The organism is Roseovarius carneus, from assembly GCF_020141465.1.
Classification (GTDB): Bacteria; Pseudomonadota; Alphaproteobacteria; order Rhodobacterales; family Rhodobacteraceae; genus Roseovarius; species Roseovarius carneus.
In genome coordinates, this window is record NZ_JAHSPD010000001.1 from 2,468,097 (window position 1) to 2,490,621 (window position 22,525).

The 22,525-nt window shown below is 62.7% G+C and carries 20 protein-coding genes; 5 read left to right on the top strand and 15 right to left on the bottom strand.

Translation table 11 applies throughout. The features are described 5' to 3' along the window. Nucleotides 1-30 precede the first annotated feature (30 nt). Complete coding sequence (gene katG / locus KUD11_RS12290; protein WP_109387853.1) at nt 31-2,220, top strand: catalase/peroxidase HPI; 2,190 nt, start codon at nt 31-33, stop codon at nt 2,218-2,220. Between the two features lie 134 nt (nt 2,221-2,354). Here katG and KUD11_RS12295 read toward each other — a convergent pair whose 3' ends face one another. Then, on the bottom strand, nt 2,355-3,458 hold the full coding sequence (locus KUD11_RS12295) for a DUF6456 domain-containing protein (RefSeq protein WP_224380226.1): 1,104 nt from the start codon (nt 3,456-3,458) through the stop codon (nt 2,355-2,357). A gap of 281 nt (nt 3,459-3,739) precedes the next feature. On the opposite strand from KUD11_RS12295, the gene KUD11_RS12300 reads away from it, so the two are divergent. Next, nucleotides 3,740-4,030, top strand: a complete 291-nt coding sequence (locus KUD11_RS12300; RefSeq protein ID WP_109384407.1) for a DUF6477 family protein — start codon at nt 3,740-3,742, stop codon at nt 4,028-4,030. Between the two features lie 9 nt (nt 4,031-4,039). Here KUD11_RS12300 and KUD11_RS12305 read toward each other — a convergent pair whose 3' ends face one another. Beyond that, on the bottom strand, nt 4,040-5,584 hold the full coding sequence (locus tag KUD11_RS12305) for a trimethylamine methyltransferase family protein (RefSeq protein WP_109387851.1): 1,545 nt from the start codon (nt 5,582-5,584) through the stop codon (nt 4,040-4,042). A 203-nt stretch (nt 5,585-5,787) separates the two neighbouring features. On the opposite strand from KUD11_RS12305, the gene KUD11_RS12310 reads away from it, so the two are divergent. Next, complete coding sequence (locus KUD11_RS12310) at nt 5,788-7,005, top strand: Hint domain-containing protein (protein ID WP_109384406.1); 1,218 nt, start codon at nt 5,788-5,790, stop codon at nt 7,003-7,005. Nucleotides 7,006-7,014: 9 nt separating this feature from the next. After that, nucleotides 7,015-8,577: a glutamine-hydrolyzing GMP synthase gene (gene guaA / locus KUD11_RS12315; protein ID WP_109384405.1), complete on the top strand. Its 1,563-nt coding sequence runs from the start codon at nt 7,015-7,017 to the stop codon at nt 8,575-8,577. A gap of 10 nt (nt 8,578-8,587) precedes the next feature. Here guaA and KUD11_RS12320 read toward each other — a convergent pair whose 3' ends face one another. The 13 genes from KUD11_RS12320 to KUD11_RS12380 all read right to left on the bottom strand — a co-directional run bounded on the left by KUD11_RS12320 (nt 8,588) and on the right by KUD11_RS12380 (nt 20,373). Beyond that, the gene (locus KUD11_RS12320; protein WP_181375249.1) at nt 8,588-9,769 is read right to left on the bottom strand and encodes a c-type cytochrome; all 1,182 of its coding nucleotides are present in this window, start codon (nt 9,767-9,769) and stop codon (nt 8,588-8,590) included. A gap of 54 nt (nt 9,770-9,823) precedes the next feature. Next, nucleotides 9,824-9,982 carry a hypothetical protein gene (locus KUD11_RS12325; protein ID WP_181375248.1) on the bottom strand — a complete coding sequence of 53 codons (159 nt, stop codon included), beginning with the start codon at nt 9,980-9,982 and terminating at the stop codon, nt 9,824-9,826. Nucleotides 9,983-9,985: 3 nt separating this feature from the next. Then, nucleotides 9,986-11,095 (bottom strand): Mrp/NBP35 family ATP-binding protein, encoded by a 1,110-nt coding sequence (locus KUD11_RS12330; RefSeq protein WP_109387849.1) that lies wholly within the window; start codon nt 11,093-11,095, stop codon nt 9,986-9,988. A gap of 103 nt (nt 11,096-11,198) precedes the next feature. Beyond that, nucleotides 11,199-12,218, bottom strand: coding sequence for a formate dehydrogenase subunit gamma (locus KUD11_RS12335; protein ID WP_224380227.1), 1,020 nt, complete (start codon nt 12,216-12,218; stop codon nt 11,199-11,201). A gap of 21 nt (nt 12,219-12,239) precedes the next feature. Next, nucleotides 12,240-12,836 carry a formate dehydrogenase FDH3 subunit beta gene (gene fdh3B, locus KUD11_RS12340; RefSeq protein ID WP_109384402.1) on the bottom strand — a complete coding sequence of 199 codons (597 nt, stop codon included), beginning with the start codon at nt 12,834-12,836 and terminating at the stop codon, nt 12,240-12,242. A 14-nt stretch (nt 12,837-12,850) separates the two neighbouring features. Continuing rightward, entirely contained in the window at nt 12,851-15,811 is a 2,961-nt protein-coding gene (locus tag KUD11_RS12345) for a molybdopterin-dependent oxidoreductase (protein ID WP_109384401.1), read from the bottom strand. Between the two features lie 3 nt (nt 15,812-15,814). Continuing rightward, nucleotides 15,815-16,024 carry a hypothetical protein gene (locus KUD11_RS12350; protein WP_109384400.1) on the bottom strand — a complete coding sequence of 70 codons (210 nt, stop codon included), beginning with the start codon at nt 16,022-16,024 and terminating at the stop codon, nt 15,815-15,817. Nucleotides 16,025-16,078: 54 nt separating this feature from the next. Beyond that, on the bottom strand, nt 16,079-16,741 hold the full coding sequence (locus KUD11_RS12355) for a TorD/DmsD family molecular chaperone (RefSeq protein ID WP_109384399.1): 663 nt from the start codon (nt 16,739-16,741) through the stop codon (nt 16,079-16,081). A 120-nt stretch (nt 16,742-16,861) separates the two neighbouring features. Continuing rightward, on the bottom strand, nt 16,862-17,557 hold the full coding sequence (locus KUD11_RS12360; RefSeq protein ID WP_181375247.1) for a DUF3306 domain-containing protein: 696 nt from the start codon (nt 17,555-17,557) through the stop codon (nt 16,862-16,864). Continuing rightward, nucleotides 17,554-18,090 (bottom strand): DUF3305 domain-containing protein, encoded by a 537-nt coding sequence (locus KUD11_RS12365; RefSeq protein WP_109384398.1) that lies wholly within the window; start codon nt 18,088-18,090, stop codon nt 17,554-17,556. The genes KUD11_RS12360 and KUD11_RS12365 overlap by 4 nt, the downstream gene beginning before the upstream one ends. Further along, a complete protein-coding gene (locus tag KUD11_RS12370; protein WP_109384397.1) occupies nt 18,090-19,103 on the bottom strand; it encodes a DUF6352 family protein in 1,014 nt (337 codons plus the stop codon). The genes KUD11_RS12365 and KUD11_RS12370 overlap by 1 nt, the downstream gene beginning before the upstream one ends. Then, on the bottom strand, nt 19,100-19,663 hold the full coding sequence (locus tag KUD11_RS12375; RefSeq protein ID WP_109384396.1) for a DUF6505 family protein: 564 nt from the start codon (nt 19,661-19,663) through the stop codon (nt 19,100-19,102). The genes KUD11_RS12370 and KUD11_RS12375 overlap by 4 nt, the downstream gene beginning before the upstream one ends. Then, nucleotides 19,660-20,373, bottom strand: coding sequence for a biotin/lipoate--protein ligase family protein (locus tag KUD11_RS12380; RefSeq protein ID WP_109384395.1), 714 nt, complete (start codon nt 20,371-20,373; stop codon nt 19,660-19,662). Before KUD11_RS12380 ends, KUD11_RS12375 begins: the two co-directional genes overlap by 4 nt. A 125-nt stretch (nt 20,374-20,498) precedes the next feature. Here KUD11_RS12380 and KUD11_RS12385 point away from each other — a divergent pair, with 125 nt between their 5' ends. Further along, the gene (locus tag KUD11_RS12385) at nt 20,499-22,511 is read left to right on the top strand and encodes a 4Fe-4S binding protein (RefSeq protein ID WP_109384394.1); all 2,013 of its coding nucleotides are present in this window, start codon (nt 20,499-20,501) and stop codon (nt 22,509-22,511) included. The last annotated feature ends 14 nt before the right edge of the window (nt 22,512-22,525 follow it).

Genomic DNA, 22,525 nt, shown 5'->3' on the forward strand with positions numbered 1-22,525 from the left:
TATACCCAAAAACACCCTGAGGAGGAAAAGATGGACGGCAACATCAAATGCCCATTCACCGGCAAGCGCCAACAAAACAACCGTGACTGGTGGCCGGAGCAGCTGAACTTAAAGGTTCTGTCGCAACATTCTTCCAAGGTCGATCCAATGGGAGAGGACTTCGATTACGCCGTGGCGTTCAAATCCCTCGATCTGGATGCGGTGAAGGCCGATATCTTTGCGCTTATGAAAGACAGCCAAGACTGGTGGCCCGCCGATTATGGCCATTACGGGCCTCTCTTCATCCGCATGGCATGGCACAGTGCCGGCACCTACCGCACCGGCGATGGGCGCGGCGGCGCGGGCACGGGCAATCAGCGGTTCGCGCCGCTGAACTCCTGGCCGGATAATGGCAATCTCGACAAGGCGCGCCGCCTCCTGTGGCCGATCAAGCAGAAATACGGCAATGCGCTGAGCTGGGCGGACCTCATGATCCTCGCGGGCAATTGCGCGATTGAGGATATGGGCGGGCCGGTCTTTGGCTTTGGCGGCGGTCGTGCCGACATCTATGAGCCCGAGGAAGACATCTATTGGGGCACCGAGAGCGAGTGGCTGGCCACGTCAGACACTCCCGGCAGCCGTTATACCGGCGAGCGTGATCTGGAAAACCCGTTGGCCGCTGTGCAGATGGGCCTGATCTATGTGAACCCCGAGGGGCCGGACGGAAACCCGGACCCCGCCCTGTCGGGCCATGATATCCGTGAGACGTTCACGCGGATGGGTGTGAATGACGAAGAAACCGTGGCTTTGGTCGCGGGCGGCCACACATTCGGCAAGGCGCATGGCGCGGGCGACGCGGCCCATGTGGGCGTGGAGCCTGAGGGCGGCGCGATCGAGGCGATGGGCCTTGGCTGGAAGAACTCATGGGAATCGGGCAAGGGCCTGCATGCCATCACCAGCGGCATTGAGGGCGCATGGAAGCCAAAGCCCACCACATGGGATATGGGCTATTTCGACGTGCTCTTCGGCTACGACTGGGAGTTGACCAAGAGCCCGGCGGGCGCGCAGCAATGGACGCCCAAGGATTGCAAGCCCGAGCACATGGTGCAGGACGCGCATGACCCGAACGTCACACACCCGCCGATGATGACCACCGCCGATCTGGCAATGCGGTTTGATCCAGCCTATGAGGCGATCTCGCGGCGGTTCCACGCGGACCCTGCCCTGTTCGCCGATGCGTTCAGCCGCGCTTGGTTCAAGCTCTGCCACCGCGATATGGGGCCGAAGGCGCGCTATCTAGGCAAGGATGTGCCCGCCGAGGATCTGATCTGGCAGGATCCTATTCCCGCCGTGGATCATCCTTTGGTGGATGCCAAGGATATTGCGCAGCTCAAATCCGATATCATGGCAACGGGCCTCAGCGTATCCGAGCTTGTGGCGACGGCATGGGCGTCGGCGTCGACATTCCGTGGGTCGGACAACCGGGGCGGTGCCAATGGTGCGCGCATCCGTCTCGCGCCACAAAAGAACTGGGAAGCGAATGACCCCAAGCAGCTGGCCAAGGTTTTGGCCGCACTTGAGGGTGTTCAAGCCACGTTCAATGGCGCGCAGAGCGGCGGCAAAAAAGTCTCGCTCGCCGATCTGATCGTTCTGGGCGGCACGGCGGCGGTTGAGGCCGCGGCGAAGGCGGCGGGCCATCCTGTTAATGTGCCCTTCACCCCCGGCCGGATGGACGCGCGCGCCGAGGATACGGATGTCGAAAGCTTCGCGGTTCTGGAGCCTGTCGCGGATGGGTTCCGCAACTATGTGCAGACCGCGTTTTCCGTCCCTGCGGAAAAGCTGATGGTGGACCGTGCGCAGCTTCTGGGGCTGACAGCGCCACAGATGACCGCTCTGGTCGGTGGCCTTCGGGTTCTGGGCGCGAATACTGCCGGGTCCACGCATGGTGTTTTGACGAAACGTGTCGGCACGCTGAGCAATGATTTCTTCACCAACCTTCTGAGCATGGATGTGGCATGGACCTCCGTATCGCCAAACGAGGATCTCTTTGAGGCACGTGACGTGACCTCGGGCGATCTGCGCTGGACCGGCACGCGGGCCGATCTGGTGTTTGGCTCGCACTCGCAATTGCGGGCAATCTCGGAGGTTTATGGCCAAGATGACGGCGAGGCGCGCTTTGTGGGCGATTTCATCAAGGCCTGGGTACAGGTGATGGACGCGGACCGTTTCGATCTGCACTAAGCCATCCGCCGCTAAAACGAGAGCGCCCCGGAAGATATCCGGGGCGCTTTTCATTTGAGTATTTGGACTAAAGCGTTTCGCCTTAAACTTGAGGCACTCAATTGAGGCGAAACGCTTTAAGAAGAAGACGGGGCTCAGCCCATCATGCCGCCTGCTTCACCCAGCTCCATATAATGTCGCTTGAGCCGTTGGAGCGCTATGCGCAGCACGATTTTGCCGGAGCGCGCGGACCAGCCCATGCGTTGTTCCGCGCGCTCCAGCCCCTCCAGATGACAACAGCAGCGCAAGGCGATGTCGCCCAAACCCGGGCCCAGATCGGCGAGTGCGCCTTCGACGCGTTGGCGCGCCGCTTCGGCCCCGCGGGCGGGTGCGCGCGATTTGGGCGCGCTGCGGTCTGAGGTGGTCAGAAAACGGTCCCAGTCTTGGGTGACGCGCGGGCCCATATGCGACAGCTCAAAGTCTTCGCGCAGACGTTCACCCGCGCGCACCAGATCATCGGTGATAAAGCGCGTGCCATCGCGGCCCTTGCGGCGAGCCAGCGCGATAAGGGGCGAGTCGGCCATGCCATAGCGCATCTGGCGGCCCGTCTCAGGGCTCGCATCATCCGCATCCTGCCATGTCTCGGGTCCGTCAAACCCGGTCTGCGCCTCGGCAAAGCCGGAAGCACGGTTCTCCGCCTCGGCCAGCATACGCGACAGGGCGCTGCGCCCCGCCTTGGTGATCCGGTAGCGTGAAATGCGGCCCGGTGCATCGCAGGTGATCCAACCCTTGAGGGCCATCGCCTCGGCCACAGCGCGGTCCACCACCGCGGTGCGCGTAGGCTCGGCTGCCGCGCCGTCACGCACCACAACGGCCTTGTCCATCTGCGCGGCAACGGCCAGAACCGCCCCCGTCTCGCATAACCGGCGCAGAATGCGCTGCCCATCGGCTTTTAGCCGGGCCTCGGTGACATGTGCGATATCGGTCTCGGGTACAGTTGTGGTCATGGTGTTCTCCTTGGATGGAGAACCGGCAGGTATGTTCAGCTTCGCCGCGCGGGACGTGGCAAGATTACGCAAGGCCTCATCGACAAGAGTATCGTCGCGGCGTTCCTCAAAGGTGCGGATACGGCGCAGCACTGTCGAGGCATGAGTGCCCGATTGGCGGGCAAGCTCACGAATTGAGGAGCCACGCTCGGTGTGCATCAGATAGAGCCGGGCCGCATCAGGAACCCAGGCCGGAACGCTCAGCGCGTCCATGTTATGGCGACCTTGATTGCCCATCCGCCATCCTCTTTCTTCCCATCGACGGATCTGCGCCCCAACGCTACGTAATCCAACGCGTTATCCACAGATTTATACACGCGCCGACACAACCTATGAGTGAACACGTTACCGGTTCGTTAATTGTTTCCGTGTTGTCAATCTTTGTTTCCAAAACGTAAACAATTGGAGAAGGTGCCGCGCGCTGCATCCCTGCTTTGCGCAACACCCTCCTGAGCTGTGCTTGAAGTCATGCACTCAGAAAACAGGAGACAAATATGCAAGAGACATTGAACAGTTTGAACGGCCTGCGCCGCCCACGCCTATTGATCCGCGCCGCGCGGATTGGGGCGTCGCATTACAATCGCGACATGTGTTTACGGGGGCATTTTGGCTATGGGGCATTGCCGCGCAGCACACAGGCCCTGTCACGACTGGTAGATATGGAGGCGGCGCTGGAAGACCAGCGCCGCATCAAAGGGGCGGGATACTCGGTATCACGCCATGTGAATGTGCTCATCGCGATGATGGGCGAGGCGCGCATCCTGCGCGCGGCCCTCGCCGCCTGAGCGCACCCTTCAAACGAAAGCGTCGGGCATGGAGGCCTTTTTGTTGGCGATATAGGCCTCCAGCGCCTCGGCGATGGCCGGGTCAAGCGCCGGTTGCTGGTAGGTGTCCAGCATCCGGTGCATCCGCCGGTTGGCAAGGGTCATCGTGTCGCGCGCGCCCTCGTCCTCCCATGTCTCGAAGGGTTTGTAATCGAGCAGGTCTGAGCGCCAGAAGGCAGATTTGAAATTCGCCTGCGTATGCTCGCACCCAAGGTAATGCCCACCGGGGCCAACCTCGCGAATGGCCTCCATCGCCTGTGCGTTTTCATCATGGCTGATGCCGCGCGCCAGATGATGCAATACGCCCAGCTGATCCGCATCCATCACAAATTTCTCGAAGCTGGAGACAAGGCCACCTTCAAGCCAGCCGCAGGAATGGAGCATGAAGTTCACGCCCCCCAAGAGCACCGCGTTATGGGTGTGAGCCGTCTCATACGCCGCCTGCGCATCGGGGAGTTTCGATCCGCAAAGCCCGCCACCCGAGCGATAGGGAAGCCCCATCCGGCGGGCAAGCTGCCCCGCGCCGTAGAGGATATGGCTGGCCTCGGGTGTGCCAAAGGTGGGGGCACCGGAGTTCATGTCAATCGAGGTCACAAACGCGCCGAAAATCACAGGCGCGCCGGGGCGAATGAGCTGGCTATAGGCCACGCCCGCCAGAACCTCGGCCAGCACTTGGGTCAATGTCCCGGTGACCGATACGGGCGCCATGGCCCCGCCCACGATAAAGGGCGAGATGATGCAAGCCTGACCCGCCTCGGCATAGACCTCAAGCGCGCCCATCATCACATCATCAAAGGTGAGCGGCGAGTTAATGTTGATGAGCGAAGTCATCACCGCGTTGTTTTGCACAAACTCCTTGCCGAAAAGGATATCGCACATCTCGACGCTATCCTGTGCGCGGCTTGGCTCGGTGACCGATCCCATGAAGGGCTTGTCCGAGAGGGTCATATGGGCGTGCAGCATATCAAGATGGCGCTTGTTCACAGCCACGTCTGTCGGCTCGCAGACCGTGCCGCCCGAATGGTGCAGCCATTTGGACATATAGCCCAGCTTCACGAATTTGCGGAAATCCTCCATCGTGGCATAGCGTCGCCCACCTTCCATATCGCGCACGAAGGGCGGCCCGTAGACGGGCGCACAAACGAGCGTCTTGCCGCCAATCTCGACATTGCGCTCAGGGTTGCGGGCGTGTTGGATATAGCTGGAGGGCGCGGTTTTGCACAGCTGCCGGGCAAGGCCCTTGGGGATGCGCACCCGTTCGCCATCTATCTCAGCGCCTGCCTGACGCCACCGCTCAAGAGCGGCGGGGTTGTTCACGAAATTCACGCCAATCTCTTCGAGCACGATCTCGGCGTTGGCCTCGATGATCTCAAGCGCCTCTTCGGTCAGCACCTCGAAATTGGGGATGTTGCGCTCGATATATTTGGCGGTCTCGACGCTGACGGCGGTGCGCTCGGCACGGCGGGCAGCACCTCCGCCCCCTCTGGCGCGGCGCGGTGCGATTGTTTCGGCCATGATGATACCCTCGGAGTTGGCGCGTGCCCCAATCGGCCGCGGATGACGCAGTTTTATCGCACTCGCGGGGCGCACCATTGAAGATTTGCGCCGTTTGAGGCGCTCCAGCGACATCCACGCATTTCTGCGCACATTGACGTGGCGTTTACCCATGCCCGCTAGCCTGTGAACCAACGTTTTGACGAAGCTAGAGAAGATGTGCCATGGCACGCGTTGCAGATTATGAGTTTACGGGCCGTAATGGCTCAACCGCCGTGACCGATAGCGGCGACGGCGCGCATAACGGCACTATGCAGGGCGATGCGCGACTTGATGGCAATGGCAATGCCACGTTCGACGGGAGTGGCTATTACGCGGTGATCGCGGCGGATGACAGTTTTGCCTTTTCCGAAGGCACCGTGATCATCGAGTTTACCCAAGACACGGCCTCACAGAGCAACACTCCGTGGGGCAGCAATGCTGCGCAAACCCTCTTTTCCGTGGATGGGACAAAGACACTGGGCGGCGATCACATGACCATTTTCATCCGCTCTGACGGGACTGTCGGCGTCAGGCATCAGTCGGAGAATGGTGAAACCAATTTGGCCGGAGGGCAGATCATATTGGGCCAACCCATGAACCTCGGATACTCATGGGGGCCGCAGGGGAGTACACTTGTCCTTAACGGGACAACTATTGCAAGATCATCCACGCCCCGAGAGCTTGCCGGTGGGGATCACCCGATTATCATCGGTGAGTCGCAAGCCCAATCGATCCCCGGCACGGCTGATAATCCCCGTGGGTTTTTCGACGGCACAATCTCACGGGTGCAAATCCATGATCGCGCCCTTTGCACGGACACGCCCGTACCGTGCTTTGCCGCCGGAACGATGATCGCCGTGCCAGGCGGCGAGAGGGCGATTGAGTGCTTGCGACCCGGCGATCTGGTGCTCATGGCAGACCATGGCCCGCAACCGCTGGTGGATGCGACCCACACAACCTGCAGCGCCGCCGATCTGGCCGCAAAGCCCGGCCTGCGCCCCATTCGCATCGCGCCCGGCGTATGTAACAACAAGCGCGCGCTGATCGTCTCGCGGCAACATGCGATCTGGATGGCTCGGGAGGATGTGTTGATCCGCGCCATTCACCTTGCAAGATATGCAGGCGGCGGGGTGCGGATCATGAACGGGTGCCGCAAGATCGACTATCACCACCTGCTGTTTGAGCGTCACCAGATCATCTTTGCCAATGGCGTGGCCGCCGAGAGCCTGCTGCCGGAATGGGTGTCTCATACCGGGAGCGCCTCCACCCATGCTACGCCCGTTCGCCCCATTTTGAGCAGCAGAGCCGCGCGCGGGTTGCTCACTCTAGGGGCGCAAAACCGCAAGGCAGGGCCAGCCCTGCCAATAAGTAAACTTGCAACCGCCGCAGGACCCACCTAATCAGGCCGCATGACAGAGATATCCCATGACCGCCTTCTCATCATAGACTTTGGTAGCCAGGTAACGCAGCTGATCGCGCGCCGCCTGCGGGAGCTGAACGTCTATTGCGAAATCCACCCCTACCAGAATGTAACCGAAGCGTTTCTCGCGGAGTTCGCGCCGCGCGCCGTGATCTTGTCGGGTGGCCCCGCCAGCGTGCTGGACGCAGGCTCTCCGCGACCGCCCGCGCGCGTGTTCGAGATGGGCGTGCCTGTGCTTGGCATTTGTTATGGCCAGCAGGTGATGATGCATATGCTGGGCGGCAACGTCGAGCGCGGCGACGGCACTGCCGAGTTTGGCCGCGCCTATGTCGTGCCCGGCCCCGAGCGGATTGAGATGCTGAATGGCTGGTTCGAGGGGGAGCGCGAGCAGGTCTGGATGAGCCACGGCGACCATGTCAACGCGATTGCGCCAGGGTTTGAGGTCTATGCGACCTCGCCGGGCGCGCCGTTCGCGATCACAGGCGATGTGGCACGTGGGTTTTATGCCGTGCAGTTCCACCCGGAGGTGCATCACACCCCCAATGGCGCGGCGCTTTATGCAAATTTTGTGCGCATGGCAGGCTTCAAAGGCGATTGGACCATGGCCGCTTACCGCGAGGAAGCGGTGCAGAAAATCCGCGACCAAGTGGGCGACAAACAGGTGATTTGCGGGCTTTCGGGCGGGGTCGACAGCTCGGTCGCCGCCGTGCTCATCCATGAGGCGATTGGTGATCAGCTGACTTGTGTGTTTGTCGATCATGGGTTGCTCAGGCAGGGCGAGGCCGACGAGGTCCTCACCATGTTCCGCGATAACTACAACATCCCGCTCATTCACGCGGATGAGGCGGAGCTTTTCCTTGGCGAGTTGGACGGCCAAAGCGATCCGGAGACCAAGCGCAAGATCATCGGGCGGCTCTTTATTGATGTGTTCCAGAAACACGCCAACGCCATCGAGGGCGCGGAATTTCTGGCCCAAGGCACGCTTTATCCCGATGTGATCGAATCGGTATCCTTCTCCGGCGGGCCGTCGGTCACGATCAAATCGCATCATAATGTGGGCGGGCTGCCCGAGAAGATGGGCCTGAAACTGGTTGAGCCGCTGCGCGAGCTTTTCAAGGACGAGGTGCGCGCTTTGGGCCGTGAGCTTGGCCTGCCTCAGAGCTTCATCGGGCGGCACCCTTTCCCCGGCCCCGGCCTCGCCATTCGCTGCCCCGGCGAGATCACTCGCGAGAAGCTTGAGATCCTGCGCAAGGCGGACGCGGTCTATATCGACCAGATCCGCAAACATGGGCTCTACGATGACATCTGGCAGGCCTTTGTCGCGATCCTGCCCGTGCGCACCGTGGGTGTGATGGGCGACGGGCGCACCTATGATTTTGCCTGCGCGCTGCGCGCTGTCACCTCCGTCGACGGCATGACGGCCGATTACTACCCGTTCAGCCATGAGTTTCTGGGCGAGACGGCCACGCGGATCATCAACGAGGTGCGCGGCATCAATCGCGTGACATATGACATCACGTCGAAGCCTCCGGGCACGATTGAATGGGAATGATCCGCCTTCCTTAGCGGGCAGCGACCTTGAGAAATTCGATCAGCGCGCGGCGGTCTTCTGCGCTTGGTACGCGCTGTTCTGGCATACGGCTGCCGGGGGTGTAGGCATCGGGGCCAAATTCGAAAAGCTCCGAGATGGTTTGCGCGGTCCACACAATATCGAGGCCTTTGAGCGCTTCGGAATACTGATAGCCCTCTGCGGTGGCGATGGGGCGCCCGAATATGCCGTGCAAGGTCGGCCCTGCCCGCGCGCCATCATCCGCGGTCAGGGTGTGGCACACGGCACAGGCGCGAAAGACCTCGGCCCCACGCGGATTGGTCAGCGTGGGATCGGGCGCGCCGCCACCCTCGCCCAACGGCTCACCGGCCAGTGTCCAGCGCCGGATCAACCCGTCATTGCCGCCCGTCAGAACCTCACCCCCCGTTATGGCCAGCGCCCAGATCGGGCCTTGGCCCGTCTTGAGAGTCGCCGTCACCTCCAGCGTGTCGCGATCCAGGAGCCACACCTCCCCGGTCGTGGCCCCCACGGCGATCATTCCCGCGCGCCCCACCACCGACAAAAGGGGGCGCGTGGCCAAAGCGATCTCGCGGAGATCCGCATCCGGTGTCACCACGCGCAACGCGCCATCGGGCGAGGCGAGCAAGAGCGCATCACCATCCACGGCCAGCGCCGAGGCAGGTGCAGGCAGGCCAATCTCGCCGCCCGGCGCGCCATCGCCCGTCCAAAAGCGCAGCCGAAGATCCGCGCCCACACTGGCGAGGCCACCACGAAAGGCCAAGAGGCCCGTTATCTGCCCGTCATGCGCGTAGATCATGCGTGGTGCGCCTGACCCGGACCAAAGCGCGATGCGCCCCTCCCATCCAGCGGAAGCAATCCCACCGCCCCAGACAGCCATCGCGCCCACGGGCAGCGGATGCCATTTCTCAGATTGCAGCGGTTCGGGCCCCTCGCCCCAGATCGCCACGCGCCCATCTTGTCCACCGGACGCAAAGCGGCCATCCGGTAGTGGCAGGACGGCCGTGACCGCCCCTTCGTGATGTCGGGTGATTTGGGTGGCGACAGGCCCGTCCCAGACAATAGCCCGCGTATCAAACGAGCCCGAAATGATGCGGCCCGTCTCGTCCACAGCCAGCGCCCGCACAGGGCCACCATGGCCCTGCAAATCCTGTGCCGTGACTGGTGCCGCAAGCATCCATGCACAAAGCAACGCCGCAAGCCGCAGGCAGGATTGTCGCGCCATACCGGATCAGTATTCGATCAGGTTCTGCGGTGCGCCCGGAGTGGTGCGTGCCCCTTCGGTCGTGAAGGCCTCAAGGCTGTTGCTTTGGAAATTGTCGTTCAGCACAAACGCGGCACCGACCGAAATACCCACGACGACGACACATGCAATAAGAAAGGATTTCATCACTCAGGCTCCTTGGAGTTTTTTGTTGGGTTGGGTGTTGGAGGCATTGGCACTTAACCGGGACCAGAGTGCAGCGGCCATATCTGTGTAAAGGCGGCCAATCGGGCCGCTCGGGTCGCGAGCGACAATGGGCTGACCGCTGTCGGAGGCCGCGCGCAGATCCATCGTCAGCGGCACGGCGCCGAGGAAGGGCACGCCGAGGCGGTCCGCTTCGGCCTCGGCCCCGCCGCTCCCGAAAAGAGCGTGCTTGGTGCCGCATTCGGTGCAGATGAAATGCGCCATATTCTCGATCAGCCCGAGGATCGGCACATCAACCTTGCCAAACATCGCAATGCCGCGCCGCGCGTCAATAAGGGCCAGATCCTGCGGGGTGGAGACAATCACCGCACCCGAAAGCGTGGTGCCTTGGGCGATAGCCAGTTGCGCATCGCCCGTACCGGGCGGCATGTCCACGATCAGCACGTCAAGCACGCCCCAATCCACATCCGAGATCATCTGCGTGATCGCGGACATGACCATCGGCCCGCGCCAGACCATCGCTGTCTCCGCATCGACCATCATGCCCATGGACATCGCCAAAATCCCGTTGGACTGCATCGGCAGAAGGCGGCGATCCGTGCCCATGCGCGGTTGCCCGTGCAGCGCCAGCAATGTGGGGATCGAGGGCCCGTGAATATCCGCGTCCAGAATACCCACCTTCAGGCCTTGGGCGCGAAGACCAAGCGCGAGGTTCACCGCCGTGGTGGACTTACCAACCCCGCCCTTGCCCGACGCCACGGCCACAACATGGCGCACATCGGCGAGCGGTTTGGGCGCTGCGGATTTCGGCCCGGCTGCGACAGGTTTGAGGTTTGGCGGGCTGGACGTGTCATTGGTCAACATGACAAGCGCGCCCTCACCGCCGGGAATGGCGCGGAGTGCTGCCTCAGCCTCGGTGCGGATATCTGCCAGCGCGGATGCGGCATCAGCCGTGGTGAGGATAGACACGCTGATGCGGCCATTTGCCATGACCGGTCCCGAGACCTCAGGTGCCCCCAGAAACGGCGCGCCGCCCGGCATGGTCAGCCGGGACAGCGCCGCGCGGGCCGCCAAAAGGATGGGATCATCGGCCATTGGGGTCAGGTCTTTCTGTCGTGCCAAGAGGTTGTCTCGGCCACCAAAGAAACGAAAGGCGGCGCGCCGGGAGGAATATCCCCCAGAGGCGCGCCGCCCATATTCACTCAGCGGGATGGGCCGCTTTGCCAGATCCATCCGCCTTGCCGGTCTTGCCTTCGACCTCATCAACCCAGAGCGAGTGATGCTCCTTGGCCCAGTTGAGATCGACTTCACCGGAACCCATCGCATCAAACGCGCCTTCCATACCGACCGAGCCAATATAGATATGCGCGATGATGATGAACGAGAGGCCCGCCGCAACAATGCCGTGGATCAGCTGATAGAGCTGCCAATCGGCCTGCGTGCCAGCCAGCGCCGGGAAGAGCATCATCACACCGGTAAACGACAGCGCAGCGCCACCCAACGTGACCGACCAGAAGATAACCTTCTGACCCGCGTTGAACTTCTTGGCAGGCGGGTGAACGCCCTTCTTCAGAAGCCCGCCGCCTTGGGCGATCCATTCGGCGTCCACCTTGTTGGGCATGTTGTGCGACACCCAGACGAGGAACGACAGGATCAGACCCAGCATGAACGGCCAGCCGACATAATTATGCGCGATCTTGCCCCATGTGGAGATGGTGGAGAACGCCCCCTCGCCCAGCCATGGCAGGATCATCGTGCGCCCAAGGACAAGGTTAAGCCCCGTCAGCGCCAGAACGATGAACGAACCCGCCATCAGCCAGTGTGCAAAACGCTCAATCGAGGTGAAACGCAAGATACGAATGCCGGACAAGCCGCCATCGACCTTGATCCGGCCACGGATCAGGTAGAACGCCCCCAGAACCACAACAGCGCCAACCACCGCGAGGATGGTCAAAAAGCGCACCGTGCCGGTATGGGTATCCGCCCAGGACGCATTGCCGGGCTTGATCAGCCCGGTAGACAGCTCATCCGGGATAGAGACGCGGCCAGTGATCTTCTCACCGCCCTGCAACGCTTCAAAAAGCGCATCTTCCGTGACCGATTGCTCGGTCGGGTTGATCTGCTGGGCCTGCGCTGTTGGTGCCAAAGTGAGCCCTGCGACGCTGAGCATCGCGACCACACCGAGGATGGAGGCCAGACGTTGTGCGAGATTTTTCATGTTCATTTTCCTATTTCCCGCTCAGACTGTGATGGAGTCGCCGTAAGCGCTCCGCCAGCCCCATGCCCCAGATCCATAGCCCCGCGTCACAACGCGTTCCTTGTAGATTTCGGCAATGATATCGCCGTCACCCGCCAGGAGAGACTTGGTCGAACACATCTCGGCGCAGAGCGGAAGTTTGCCCTCGGCCAGACGGTTGGAGCCGTATTTTACGTATTCGGCTTCGGTCATGTCCGCCTCTGGGCCACCGGCGCAATAGGTGCATTTGTCCATCTTGCCGCGCGTGCCGAAATTGCCGACCTTGGGATATTGCGGCGCGCCGAAGGGGCATGCGTAGAAGCAATAGCCACAGCCGATGCAGGTGTCCTTGGAGTGCAGGACAACCGCGTCATCGGTGGTGTAGAAGCAATCCACCGGGCAGACCGCCGCGCAAGGCGCGTCGGTGCAATGCATGCAGGCCATCGAGACCGAGCGTTCGCCGGGCAGGCCATCATTGATGGTGACCACACGGCGCCGGTTGATGCCCCACGGCACTTCGTGCTCGTTTTTACAGGCCGTAACGCAAGCGTTGCACTCGATGCATCGATCCGCGTCGCACAGGAATTTCATACGTGCCATTTTCTTGTCCTCCCTTATGCCGCTGTAATCTGGCAAAGGGTCACTTTGCCTTCATGCATGCCAGTTACCGGATCATATCCGTAAGATGTGACCGTGTTGACGCTTTCGCCCAGAACGATGGGGTCGGTGCCCTCGGGATAATTGCCCCGTTGGTCCTCGCCCTGGAACCAGCCGCCGAAGTGGAAGGGCATGAACGCCACGCCCGTCGCCACACGCTCGGTCACGAGGGCTTTCACCCGTGCTTTGCTCTCATTCTCGGGGCCCATGACCCAGACCCAGCCGCCATCGACAATCCCACGTGCATCCGCATCGGCGGGGTTGATCTCGACGAACATGTCTTGCTGCAATTCCGCAAGCCATGGGTTGGAGCGGGTCTCTTCACCGCCGCCTTCATATTCCACGAGCCGCCCGGAGGTCAGCACGATGGGGAAGGTCTCCGCCAGGTTCCGCTCAACCGCGGAGGCCTGCATGGAGAAGCCCACATTGGGGACGCGGAACTGGCGTCCATCCTCGCGGGTCGGATAATCAGCCACCAGATCGGGGCGCGGGCTATAGATCGGCTCGCGGTGCACCGGGATCGGATCGGGCAGGTTCCACGCAACCGCGCGGGCCTTGCCGTTGCCGAAGGGCACACAGCCATGCTCGATCGCAACCCGCTGAATACCGCCAGAGAGGTCCAGAGACCAGCTAACGGCGGCCATCGCTTCGGGGTCATTGCCGCCAATACGTTGGATCACGGCCAGCTCATCCGCTGTGAGGTCACTGTCCCAGCCAAGGGTCTGAAGGATGCCGTAGGTGAACTGCGGGTAGCCATCCTCGATCTCGGACCCGACGGGGAAGCTGCCCTCCGCCAGAAGCGTCTCGCCCTCGCGGTCAAGACCAAAGCGCGGACGGAACGCCCCGCCCCCGTCTTTGACCGCCACGTTGGGATTGTAGAGGATGTGCGTGCCGGGATGGTTGAACTCCGGCGTGCCCCAGCAAGGCCATGGCAGGCCGTAGAAATCGCCACCAACCCCTTCAGCATCCGCAGGGGCGCGCAGCGTGACCAGGTCAAACTTGTCCTGATTGGCCATATGCGCCTTGATCCGCTCGGGGCTTTGACCCGTGTAGCCGGTAGACCAGCCGCCGCGATTGATCTCGCGCAGGATGGATTCCGGTGTCGGCTCCATGGAGAATTTGCCCTGCACCATCTCGTAGGGTTTGAACATCTCGTCGCCAAAACCCAGCTTTTGCGACAGACGGTAGATCACCGCATAGTCGTTGTCACTCTCAAAGATTGGCTCCACGACCTTCTCGCCCCATTGCACGGAACGGTTGGAGGCGGTCCGGCTGCCGGAGCACTCGAACTGCGTCGCGATGGGCAGAAGATAGGTGTTGTCGGGACGGTCATGCAGCGCCGCAAAGGTCGTCGGGTGCGGGTCCGCCACAACCAGAAGGTCAAGCGCATTCATACCCTTAAGGCTGTCGCCCATACGCGGCACAGTGTTACCACCATGGCCGAATACGATCATTGCCTTGATGTTGTCGCGCTGGTCCACATCGTCGGAATCAAGCGTTGTCGCATCAAACCAACGGGTCGACGGGATACCCGCCATCGACATGTTGGCTCTGGCATCACGCGCGTCGCGCCCGCCCTTGGCCGGCACGTCGTCAAACCGCGAGACGAAATAGTCGTAATCTACGTCCCAGACGCGGCTCCAGTGCTTCCAGCCGCCTTCCGACAGGCCGTAATAGCAAGGCAGCGAGCCGATATCGAGGCCGAAATCCGTGGCCCCCTGCACGTTGCAGTGGCCGCGGAAGATGTTCGCGCCCGTGCCGTCAGAGCCCACATTGCCTGTGGCCAAAAGCAGGTTGCAATAGGTCCGCACATTGGCCGTGCCGACCGTGTGCTGCGTGCCGCCCATGCACCAGATAAAGGTCGAGGGCTTTTGCGTGGCGAAGGTCTGTGCCACGCGCTTCAGCTCTGCCTCACCGATGCCGGTGATCCGCTCCACTTTCTCGGGCGTGTATTCCTTGAGCGCTTCCTTGACCTGATCCATCCCCCAGACGCGCTGGTCGATATAATCCTGATCTTGCCAGCCATTCTCGAAGATGTGCCACATGATACCCCAGATAATGGCGATATCCGTGCCCGGACGCATGCGGATGTAATCGGTCGCATGGGCCGCTGTGCGCGTGAAGCGCGGGTCGATCACGATAACATTGGCGCGGTTGGTCTCTTTGCCCGTCAGGATGTGCTGGAGCGAGACAGGATGCGCTTCGGCCGCGTTCGAGCCCATGAAGATGATGGTCTTGGAGTTGCGGATGTCATTGTAGCTGTTGGTCATGGCGCCGTAGCCCCATGTGTTCGCCACGCCCGCCACAGTGGTGGAGTGGCAGATGCGCGCCTGGTGATCAACGTTGTTCGTGCCCCAGAACGCTGCGAACTTGCGGAAGAGATACGCACCCTCGTTCGAGAACTTGGCCGAACCGAGAAGATAGGCGCTGTCCGCGCCGTTCTTCTCGCGAATGTCGAGCATCTTGTCGCCGATCTCGTCAATCGCCTGATCCCAGGAGATACGGACCCACTCACCGTTTTCTTTCTTCATCGGGTATTTCAGGCGGCGGTCGCCATGCACGATCTCACGCACCGACGCGCCCTTGGCACAATGAGTGCCGCGGTTGATCGGGCTGTCCCATGCGGGCTCCTGACCCACCCAGACGCCGTTTTGCACTTCGGCCTTCACGGTGCAGCCCACCGAGCAGTGGGTGCAGATATTGGTCTTGACCTCGATCGGCTGGCTGAAATCGGTTTTGCCGGCCTCAGCCTTGCGCACAGTGCTGGCGCCGATAGCACCAAAGGCCGCGAGGCCACCGACCGCAAGGCCGGAGGTTTTCAGAAAGCTGCGTCGGTCTACCGGCTTGGCCGAGACGTTTTGTGCGAAGGCGGCAAGCCCGCTGCGGCGTGCATCCGTTGATCTGCGTTTGACCAGCATGGCTTATGCCCCCTTGTAGTAACGGTTGGTGCGGTAGAAGGCCTCGACATGTTCGGTCTTTTGATAGCGCGCCTTGGTCCGCTCATCGCCGACTTCCTCGGCAAAAGACGGTGTCGCACCGCCTGCGACAACACCGGTCGCGGCGGTGGCGGCAACGGCGCCGAAAAAGCCCCGTCGTCCGATTCCTTTGTCTGTCTTCATGCTATCAGCCATGTCGTCCTCCCATAATCATGTGTCCTCCGGGCATTGCACCTGCGGAGGGTATTCCTAAAGCCCGCGCGCCCCGGCACCCGAAGCGCGATGCGCCTTCGCTTCAAGGGCGAAAGCGCGTGTTTCGATATCGACAAAAATCCGGCCCACTTCGGCCACGGCACGGTAGAACCGCGCGCTTGGCGTGACCGCCAGATCATCAAAGAATTGTGCCGCCCAAGGTTCCAGATGCCGTGCAAAGAACCCCGCCTCCCCGGCGGCCCCGCAGCCCAGCACGCTTGCGTCAAACTCACCGGCGGCAAGACCGGCCATGACTTCGGCAACACTCGCAATGTGGTCTTCGGGCTCAAAGCGGCCCTCGGCACGCGCGATCCCCATCATCCCCAGATCCCGGCGCAGATCGGCCAGAGGCCGCTCGTTCAGGAACCCGGTCAGATAAAAAGAGGCGTAAGGCAGCAGCTCACCGCGCCCAACCCCTACGAAAACTTCAAAATATTCGCGCGACACTGCGTCCACATCCGCGCTTGCGGCGGTCTCGGCCAGAACCCTGTAGGCTTGGCCCAGTGCGGTGCCATCCCCGGTCAATCCGGCGAGCATATCCAGCGCGCCACGATCCGGCGCCTTGAGCAACAAAGAGGCGATGAGCGCCCATTGCTGAGCCCTTAGAACGTCTTGTTCTGATCTGGCTGGCGCGGCATTTGCCGTGCTGGCTGTGGTCACAATCCCACCTCATCATGCTCAAGAAACAGCGGTGCGCATCCACCGCATCTGAATAGCATTCCACGAATCTGCGCATTTGGCAATCATTACCGGATACTATGGTGCACGAAAAAGCCCGTTTCACTCGGGCATTGCGCCGCCATGTCTGCGCGGCGGAGCAAGGGCGGCATGATCTTGGGGCGCAGCGGTCGCCTTTCGCTCTGCACCGGGCAAATCGGGGGAGGATGCGGGCGTCTGGCCGGGATCGCTGCGCCGCACGGCAACAGGCGCAGGGGTATCGGCGGGGGCATCGGGGGCCGCGTCAACGGGATCATCGCCCGCTCTCTCGGGCGCATCCTCGGCAGTCTGATCCTCCACAGGCGTCTCGGCAACCGTGTCCTCCTGAGGCCCTCCGATCAGGTCCTTGACCATCTTCGCCACGCTCTGTTCGGACAAAACACCCCCGCCACCCGGCACACCGCCCGGCGCGTTCCAGTCCCACGCATAATCCACCGCCGGGTCCGCATAATCGCGCACCAGAGGGCTGGCCGACCACAGCTTGCGCAGCGCCGCGTTTTTCATTTGCGCAGGGACACCGCGCGCCATGAAAGGTGTGATGTCGGAGCCGACGGTGATCTCATCGAGCGACGGCAGAGAAGCAATCAGATCCGCGTCCGGCTCCTCGCCCTCCGCTGCACCCGCCTCTGAAAGGGTTTCCTCTTCCAAAGGCTCCTCGGGAGTTATCTCGGCCTGCTCCGCCTCCGTCTGCCGCGCCGCAAGCTTCCGGCGCGACCATGCGCTCAGAAAACCGCCATCGCTCTCGTCCGGGGCGCTCATATCTTGCCCTTCGGCGGCAAGGCGCCTTTGCCGCGCGTCACCGTCCATTTTTCCTCGGCGGGCAGAATCCTCGGCGCACGCTGGTCCGTGGTCGATGTGGCGGGCACGCGTTTGCGTTTGTGAAATACCTCACCCACATGATGCGCAGCAATAAACACCTCGATCTGGCGCGCGATTGCGGCGGGCATGTCCAGCGCCTCAACCAGCCGCTCCGGGTCGCTCGCCATCGCCTCACCCTCATAAGGGTCCGCCGTCACCAGCGTCACCGCCCCCCCATCGCATGACACCCAGATGGATGGGCGCGCGGCGCGCAGATTGTCGATGTAATGCGCCGTCTCGCCCGAATGCAGCACCACTGCATGGTCGCCCATGTAATAGGTCCGCACCTCGCCCACCTCAGCCATCAATGCGCCGGGGCTAAGCGTCGGCAGATCCGCCATCAGCGCCGCAGGACGGGTGCAGCGCACAGCCCATTTATTCGCAGGCGGGTGCGACACGCCGAGCACGGCCACGCGGAGAACCTCCCTCGGCATCAGGCGCTCCCCATCGCGGCGGGCAAAGCGCCAGTATCTTCAATGAGTGGCAGGCCCGTCACGAGGTTTTGCGGCTTGAAGCGGATCACGTTGCTGTCGTCCAAACCCACCAGGAGATAGACTGGCTGCGCGCCTACCTCCGGCAGCACCCCCTGCGATGTCTCGAACGTCAGCGTGAAGAGCCCCACAAGCGACGCGGCAGGCGCTTTGCCCTGCCAGAGCGCATTCCCAAGCGCCGTCCCGGCTGTGTCGAGCCCGACATACCAACTCAGATCCACATCCTCGGCGGTGCGCATCGGGGTCACGCGCACGCGTTGGCCTAGCAGGTGTTGCACGAAACACGCCACCGCATCGGCCAATCCCGCGCGCGCCTTTGGATCGGCCCCGAAGGGCAACACCATCGTATGCGCATCGGAGCGGCTCCAATAGGTCCATGCGTTGTCCGCGTTGAGCACGTCCAGCGTATCGACCCCGCCCCCCATCATCGCGGCAAGCGGGTTGCTTTTCACCTCGCTCTCAAGCTCGGACACCAGCTCATCATCGGCCAGCATCAACGCATCCTCGTTAAGATAGGCGCGCTGGGGCCGGAAAAACATCTCGGCGGCGCGCAGGGTGTGCACATCCTCGCAGCCCTCAAGCGCATTACGCAAGATAAGCTGCACCAGCTGATCATAAAAGAGATGCGGCAGACGCACGCGCCCCCGCACCAGCGCCAGATACCCCGCCTCGATCGAGCCCGCCTCCAAAAGCGTATCGCGCAACGTCAGCAGGAAGTCCCAATTCTCGCGCGCATCGGCGTCTTGCATATTGGCGCGCTCAACCGCAGGCACGGGCGCGCGCGGGCTTGCCAAAAGACGCGTATGCAGTGCCCGCTCGGCGGCGCAGGCCTCGGGTGGGGGCACAATTTCGGGCCGCGCGAGCCACGCAAGGATAAGGGCGTCGGTCACCTGCATACGCCCGGCGGCGTCAAGCTCGGTCAGGTGGTGGCCGGAGGCGACCCAGAATTCTCTCATGATGCGTTTTTCTCCTGCACAAAGGACGCAAGATCAAACGCCTCGCCCTCCTCCTCATCGGTTTCCACCATGTGAAAGGCCTTGTCATGCCCGCCCAGATAGCCTGCCGAAAACGCCGTCTCGTCACGGGGCTTGAGGGTGCGGAACTGCTCGCGGATACCGTCCGCGCCATGAGTGCGGTGCAGCGCGATCAACGTGCCCTCCGCATGGCCCCGGCAGAGGTCTTCGGCAAGGCTCAGCTCCTCTTCGGCGGCGGGCAGCGCCGCATCGAGATCTGGCGCGCCCAGCCGCGCCATCAGTTGTTCCGCAAGCATATGCAGCACCGCGTCGCGGTCTGAGGGCGGCACCAGCGTCACCGTGACCAGCGTGGACCAGCCAAAGCTCGACACCCCGAGCAAGCCCGAGCGGAACGCGATCCGCGCCTTCCGGTCCAGAGTGTCGGGGTCACGGCCCGCGAAAAGGAACGTGCCCGTCACCGCCCATTCGCCGGGCGTGGCGGCGGGTGCGAAGATGACGTTATCCGAGCGGTCAAGCTGGATCGTGCGGGGCAGTCTGATCACAGTTTTGGCCCCAATGCGTCGCGCCAATGGCTGTGCTCAAGCGCGTCTTTCAGAAGTGATACGCCCTCCGCGCCCTCAAAATCACCCGCCTCTGTCACGCTGCCCGCGCGCGACAACTGGCCCGCGTAGCGCGCGGCAAGGGGGGCAAAGCCGCCATGGGTCTGACGGTCGAAATTCAGCATCATATAGGCCGCGAAACTTTCCAGAATGGCGGGGGGATCGGTGAAATCCTCCTCTTTCAGCGACACGGAGTCTGGCCGCTCCCCCGGTGCAGACAAAGTGTCGCGGTCCGCGATAAGCTCCACCCCCAACACCATCCAGTCAGGCACATCCCCCTCACCCGCATCAGGCGCCACGCAAAGACGCATACCGCCCAGCCGCCCTGCATCCAGCAACAGCTCCCCCGGCCAGCCGAAGCCAACCGCCCGCTCCGGCGGGCAATGGACCGCGACCGCATCGCCCAAGGCCAGCATCCCCAGAAGAAACACTTTGCGCGCCTCGGCCAGAGGGGTATCAGGCTCCAGTACCACTGCGAAATCAAAGCGGCCCGGTTGATCCGCAGATGTGCTCGCGTGCCACACCAGCGTGCCCGCGCCATGCCCTGGCGCAAGGCGGCAGGCCTCGGTCAGGGCATCCCCTTGGGCAAGCCAATGTGGCGTATAGGGGGGCGGCAGCAACAGCGCACGCGGCGCGGAAAGGTCGTCGAGCACGTCGGCTTATCCTTGCAAGAGGCTGGGTTTGGGGGGAGTGTAGCGCACTTGAGCGGCGCTGCAAAGACGCACGCAGCCCCGCACCCGCAAGCCATGACGCAAAGATTGATCGGACAGACAAAGCCATGACCCAAGCGACACCAGCCCGCACCATCCTGACCTGCACCTGCGAGGGGACCATGGCCTTGGATGAGGCCTCTTTGGCGCGCGCGGGCTGTGGTGGGGGCGGCTCCGTCAATCAGCTGTGCCGCGCCAATCTGGACCATTTCCGCGCGGCATTGGCCGAAGGTTTGCCCGTGACCGTCACCTGCACGCAAGAAGCGCCGCTTTTCTCCGAAGTGGCGGCGGATGAAGCCCCCGACGTGCCGCTCGCCTTTGCCAATATCCGCGAGACCGCAGGCTGGACCGCCGAGGCCAAGACCTCTGGCCCGAAAATGGCCGCGATGATCGCCGCCGCCTCCATTGCGCCTGCGCCCTTTGGCATCACCACGCTGGAGAGCAATGGTGTGACCCTAATCCTCGGGACGGACGAGACCGCGATCGAGGCCGCAACGGCCCTTGCTGAGCAACTTGATATCACCGTGCTGATCCAGCCCGGTTCCAAGGTCTCGCCCCCACGCCAGACCCGCTTTCCGGTGCTGCAAGGGCAGATCCGAACCGCTACGGGGCATCTGGGCGCGTTTGAGCTGTCGGTCGATGCCTATGCGGTCCCGTCGCCCTCGTCGCGTGATGTGCTGAGCTTTGGGGCCGCGCGTGATGGGGCCACCTCGCGCGCGGATATCGTCATTGACCTCACCGGGGGAACACCCCTCTTTGCCGCGCATGATCTGCGCCCCGGATACATGCGGGCGGACCCGCGTGATCCGCGCGCCGTGGCCAAGCTGATCTCCGAGGCGGGCCAGATGGTCGGGGAGTTCGACAAGCCCATTTTCATCAATTTTCGCGCCGATCTCTGCGCCCATTCTCGCAACGGCATCACCGGCTGCACCCGTTGCCTACCGCTTTGCCCCACGGGCGCAATTGCGCCCAACGGCGACAGCGTGGAGATTGGTCTGGCGATCTGCGCAGGCTGCGGACAATGCGCTGCCGTGTGTCCCACCGGGGCCGCGTCCTATGCGCTGCCGGATGTGGCCACGGTGGCTGAAAGGCTGCGCGCGGCGCTTCAGGCTTGGCAGGCGGCGGGCGGCACGATGGCACCCGTGATCTTGCTGCATGACGCCGATCACGGCATGGCATTGATCGAGGCGTCCGGGCGCTTCGGGCGCGGCCTGCCAGCGCATGTGATCCCTCTGAGCCTCAATGAAATTACGCAAGCCGGGCCGGAAATCCTCGCCGCCGCCTTTGCCTATGGCGCGGGCGCGGTTGCCCTTCTGGGGCGTGCCAAACCGCTGCATGACGTGGAAGGCCTACGCGCCGGAATGGCGCTTGTGGCCGATGTGGCGCAGGCGCAGGGCCACGGGCCGGTGACGCTGATCGAAACGGATGATCCTGATGCGCTGGAGGCGGCTCTGGACGCCCTGCCCCGCGCCAAAGCGCTTGCGGCGCCCTCAGGCTTCCTGCCGCCCACGGATAAGCGCGGCCTCTTGGTTATGGCCTTTGCAGAGATGAACCGCGCGGCACCCACGCCCGCTGAGGTGCTGCCCCTGCCCAAGGGTGCACCCTTTGGCCAAATCGCCGTGGACCCCGAGGCCTGCACGCTTTGTCAGGCCTGCACCGGGGTCTGCCCCACCGGCGCGCTTCTCGACAATCCAGAGACGCCGATGTTGCGCTTTACGCAAAGTGCCTGTGTGCAATGCGGGCTGTGTGCCGCGACCTGTCCGGAAGATGCGATCAGCCTCACGCCGCAGCTTGATTTCGCCGCATGGGACACCCCGCGCCAGATCCTGCACGAAGAGCCGCCCTTTTGCTGCACCCGGTGCGACAAGCCCTTCGCCACGCGCTCAGGGATTGAGCGAGTGCAATCTCGCCTCGCCGATCACTGGATGTTTCAAGGCGAGGATGGAGAACAACGGCTCAGCGTGCTGGCCATGTGTGAGGATTGCCGCGTTGAGGAGATTGTCACGCAAGGTTTCGATCCGCATGACGACACCACCCGCAAGGTCCGCACCAAGGCGGATTACCCGACCGAAGGCGAGTAACCTCAGGCCTCCGC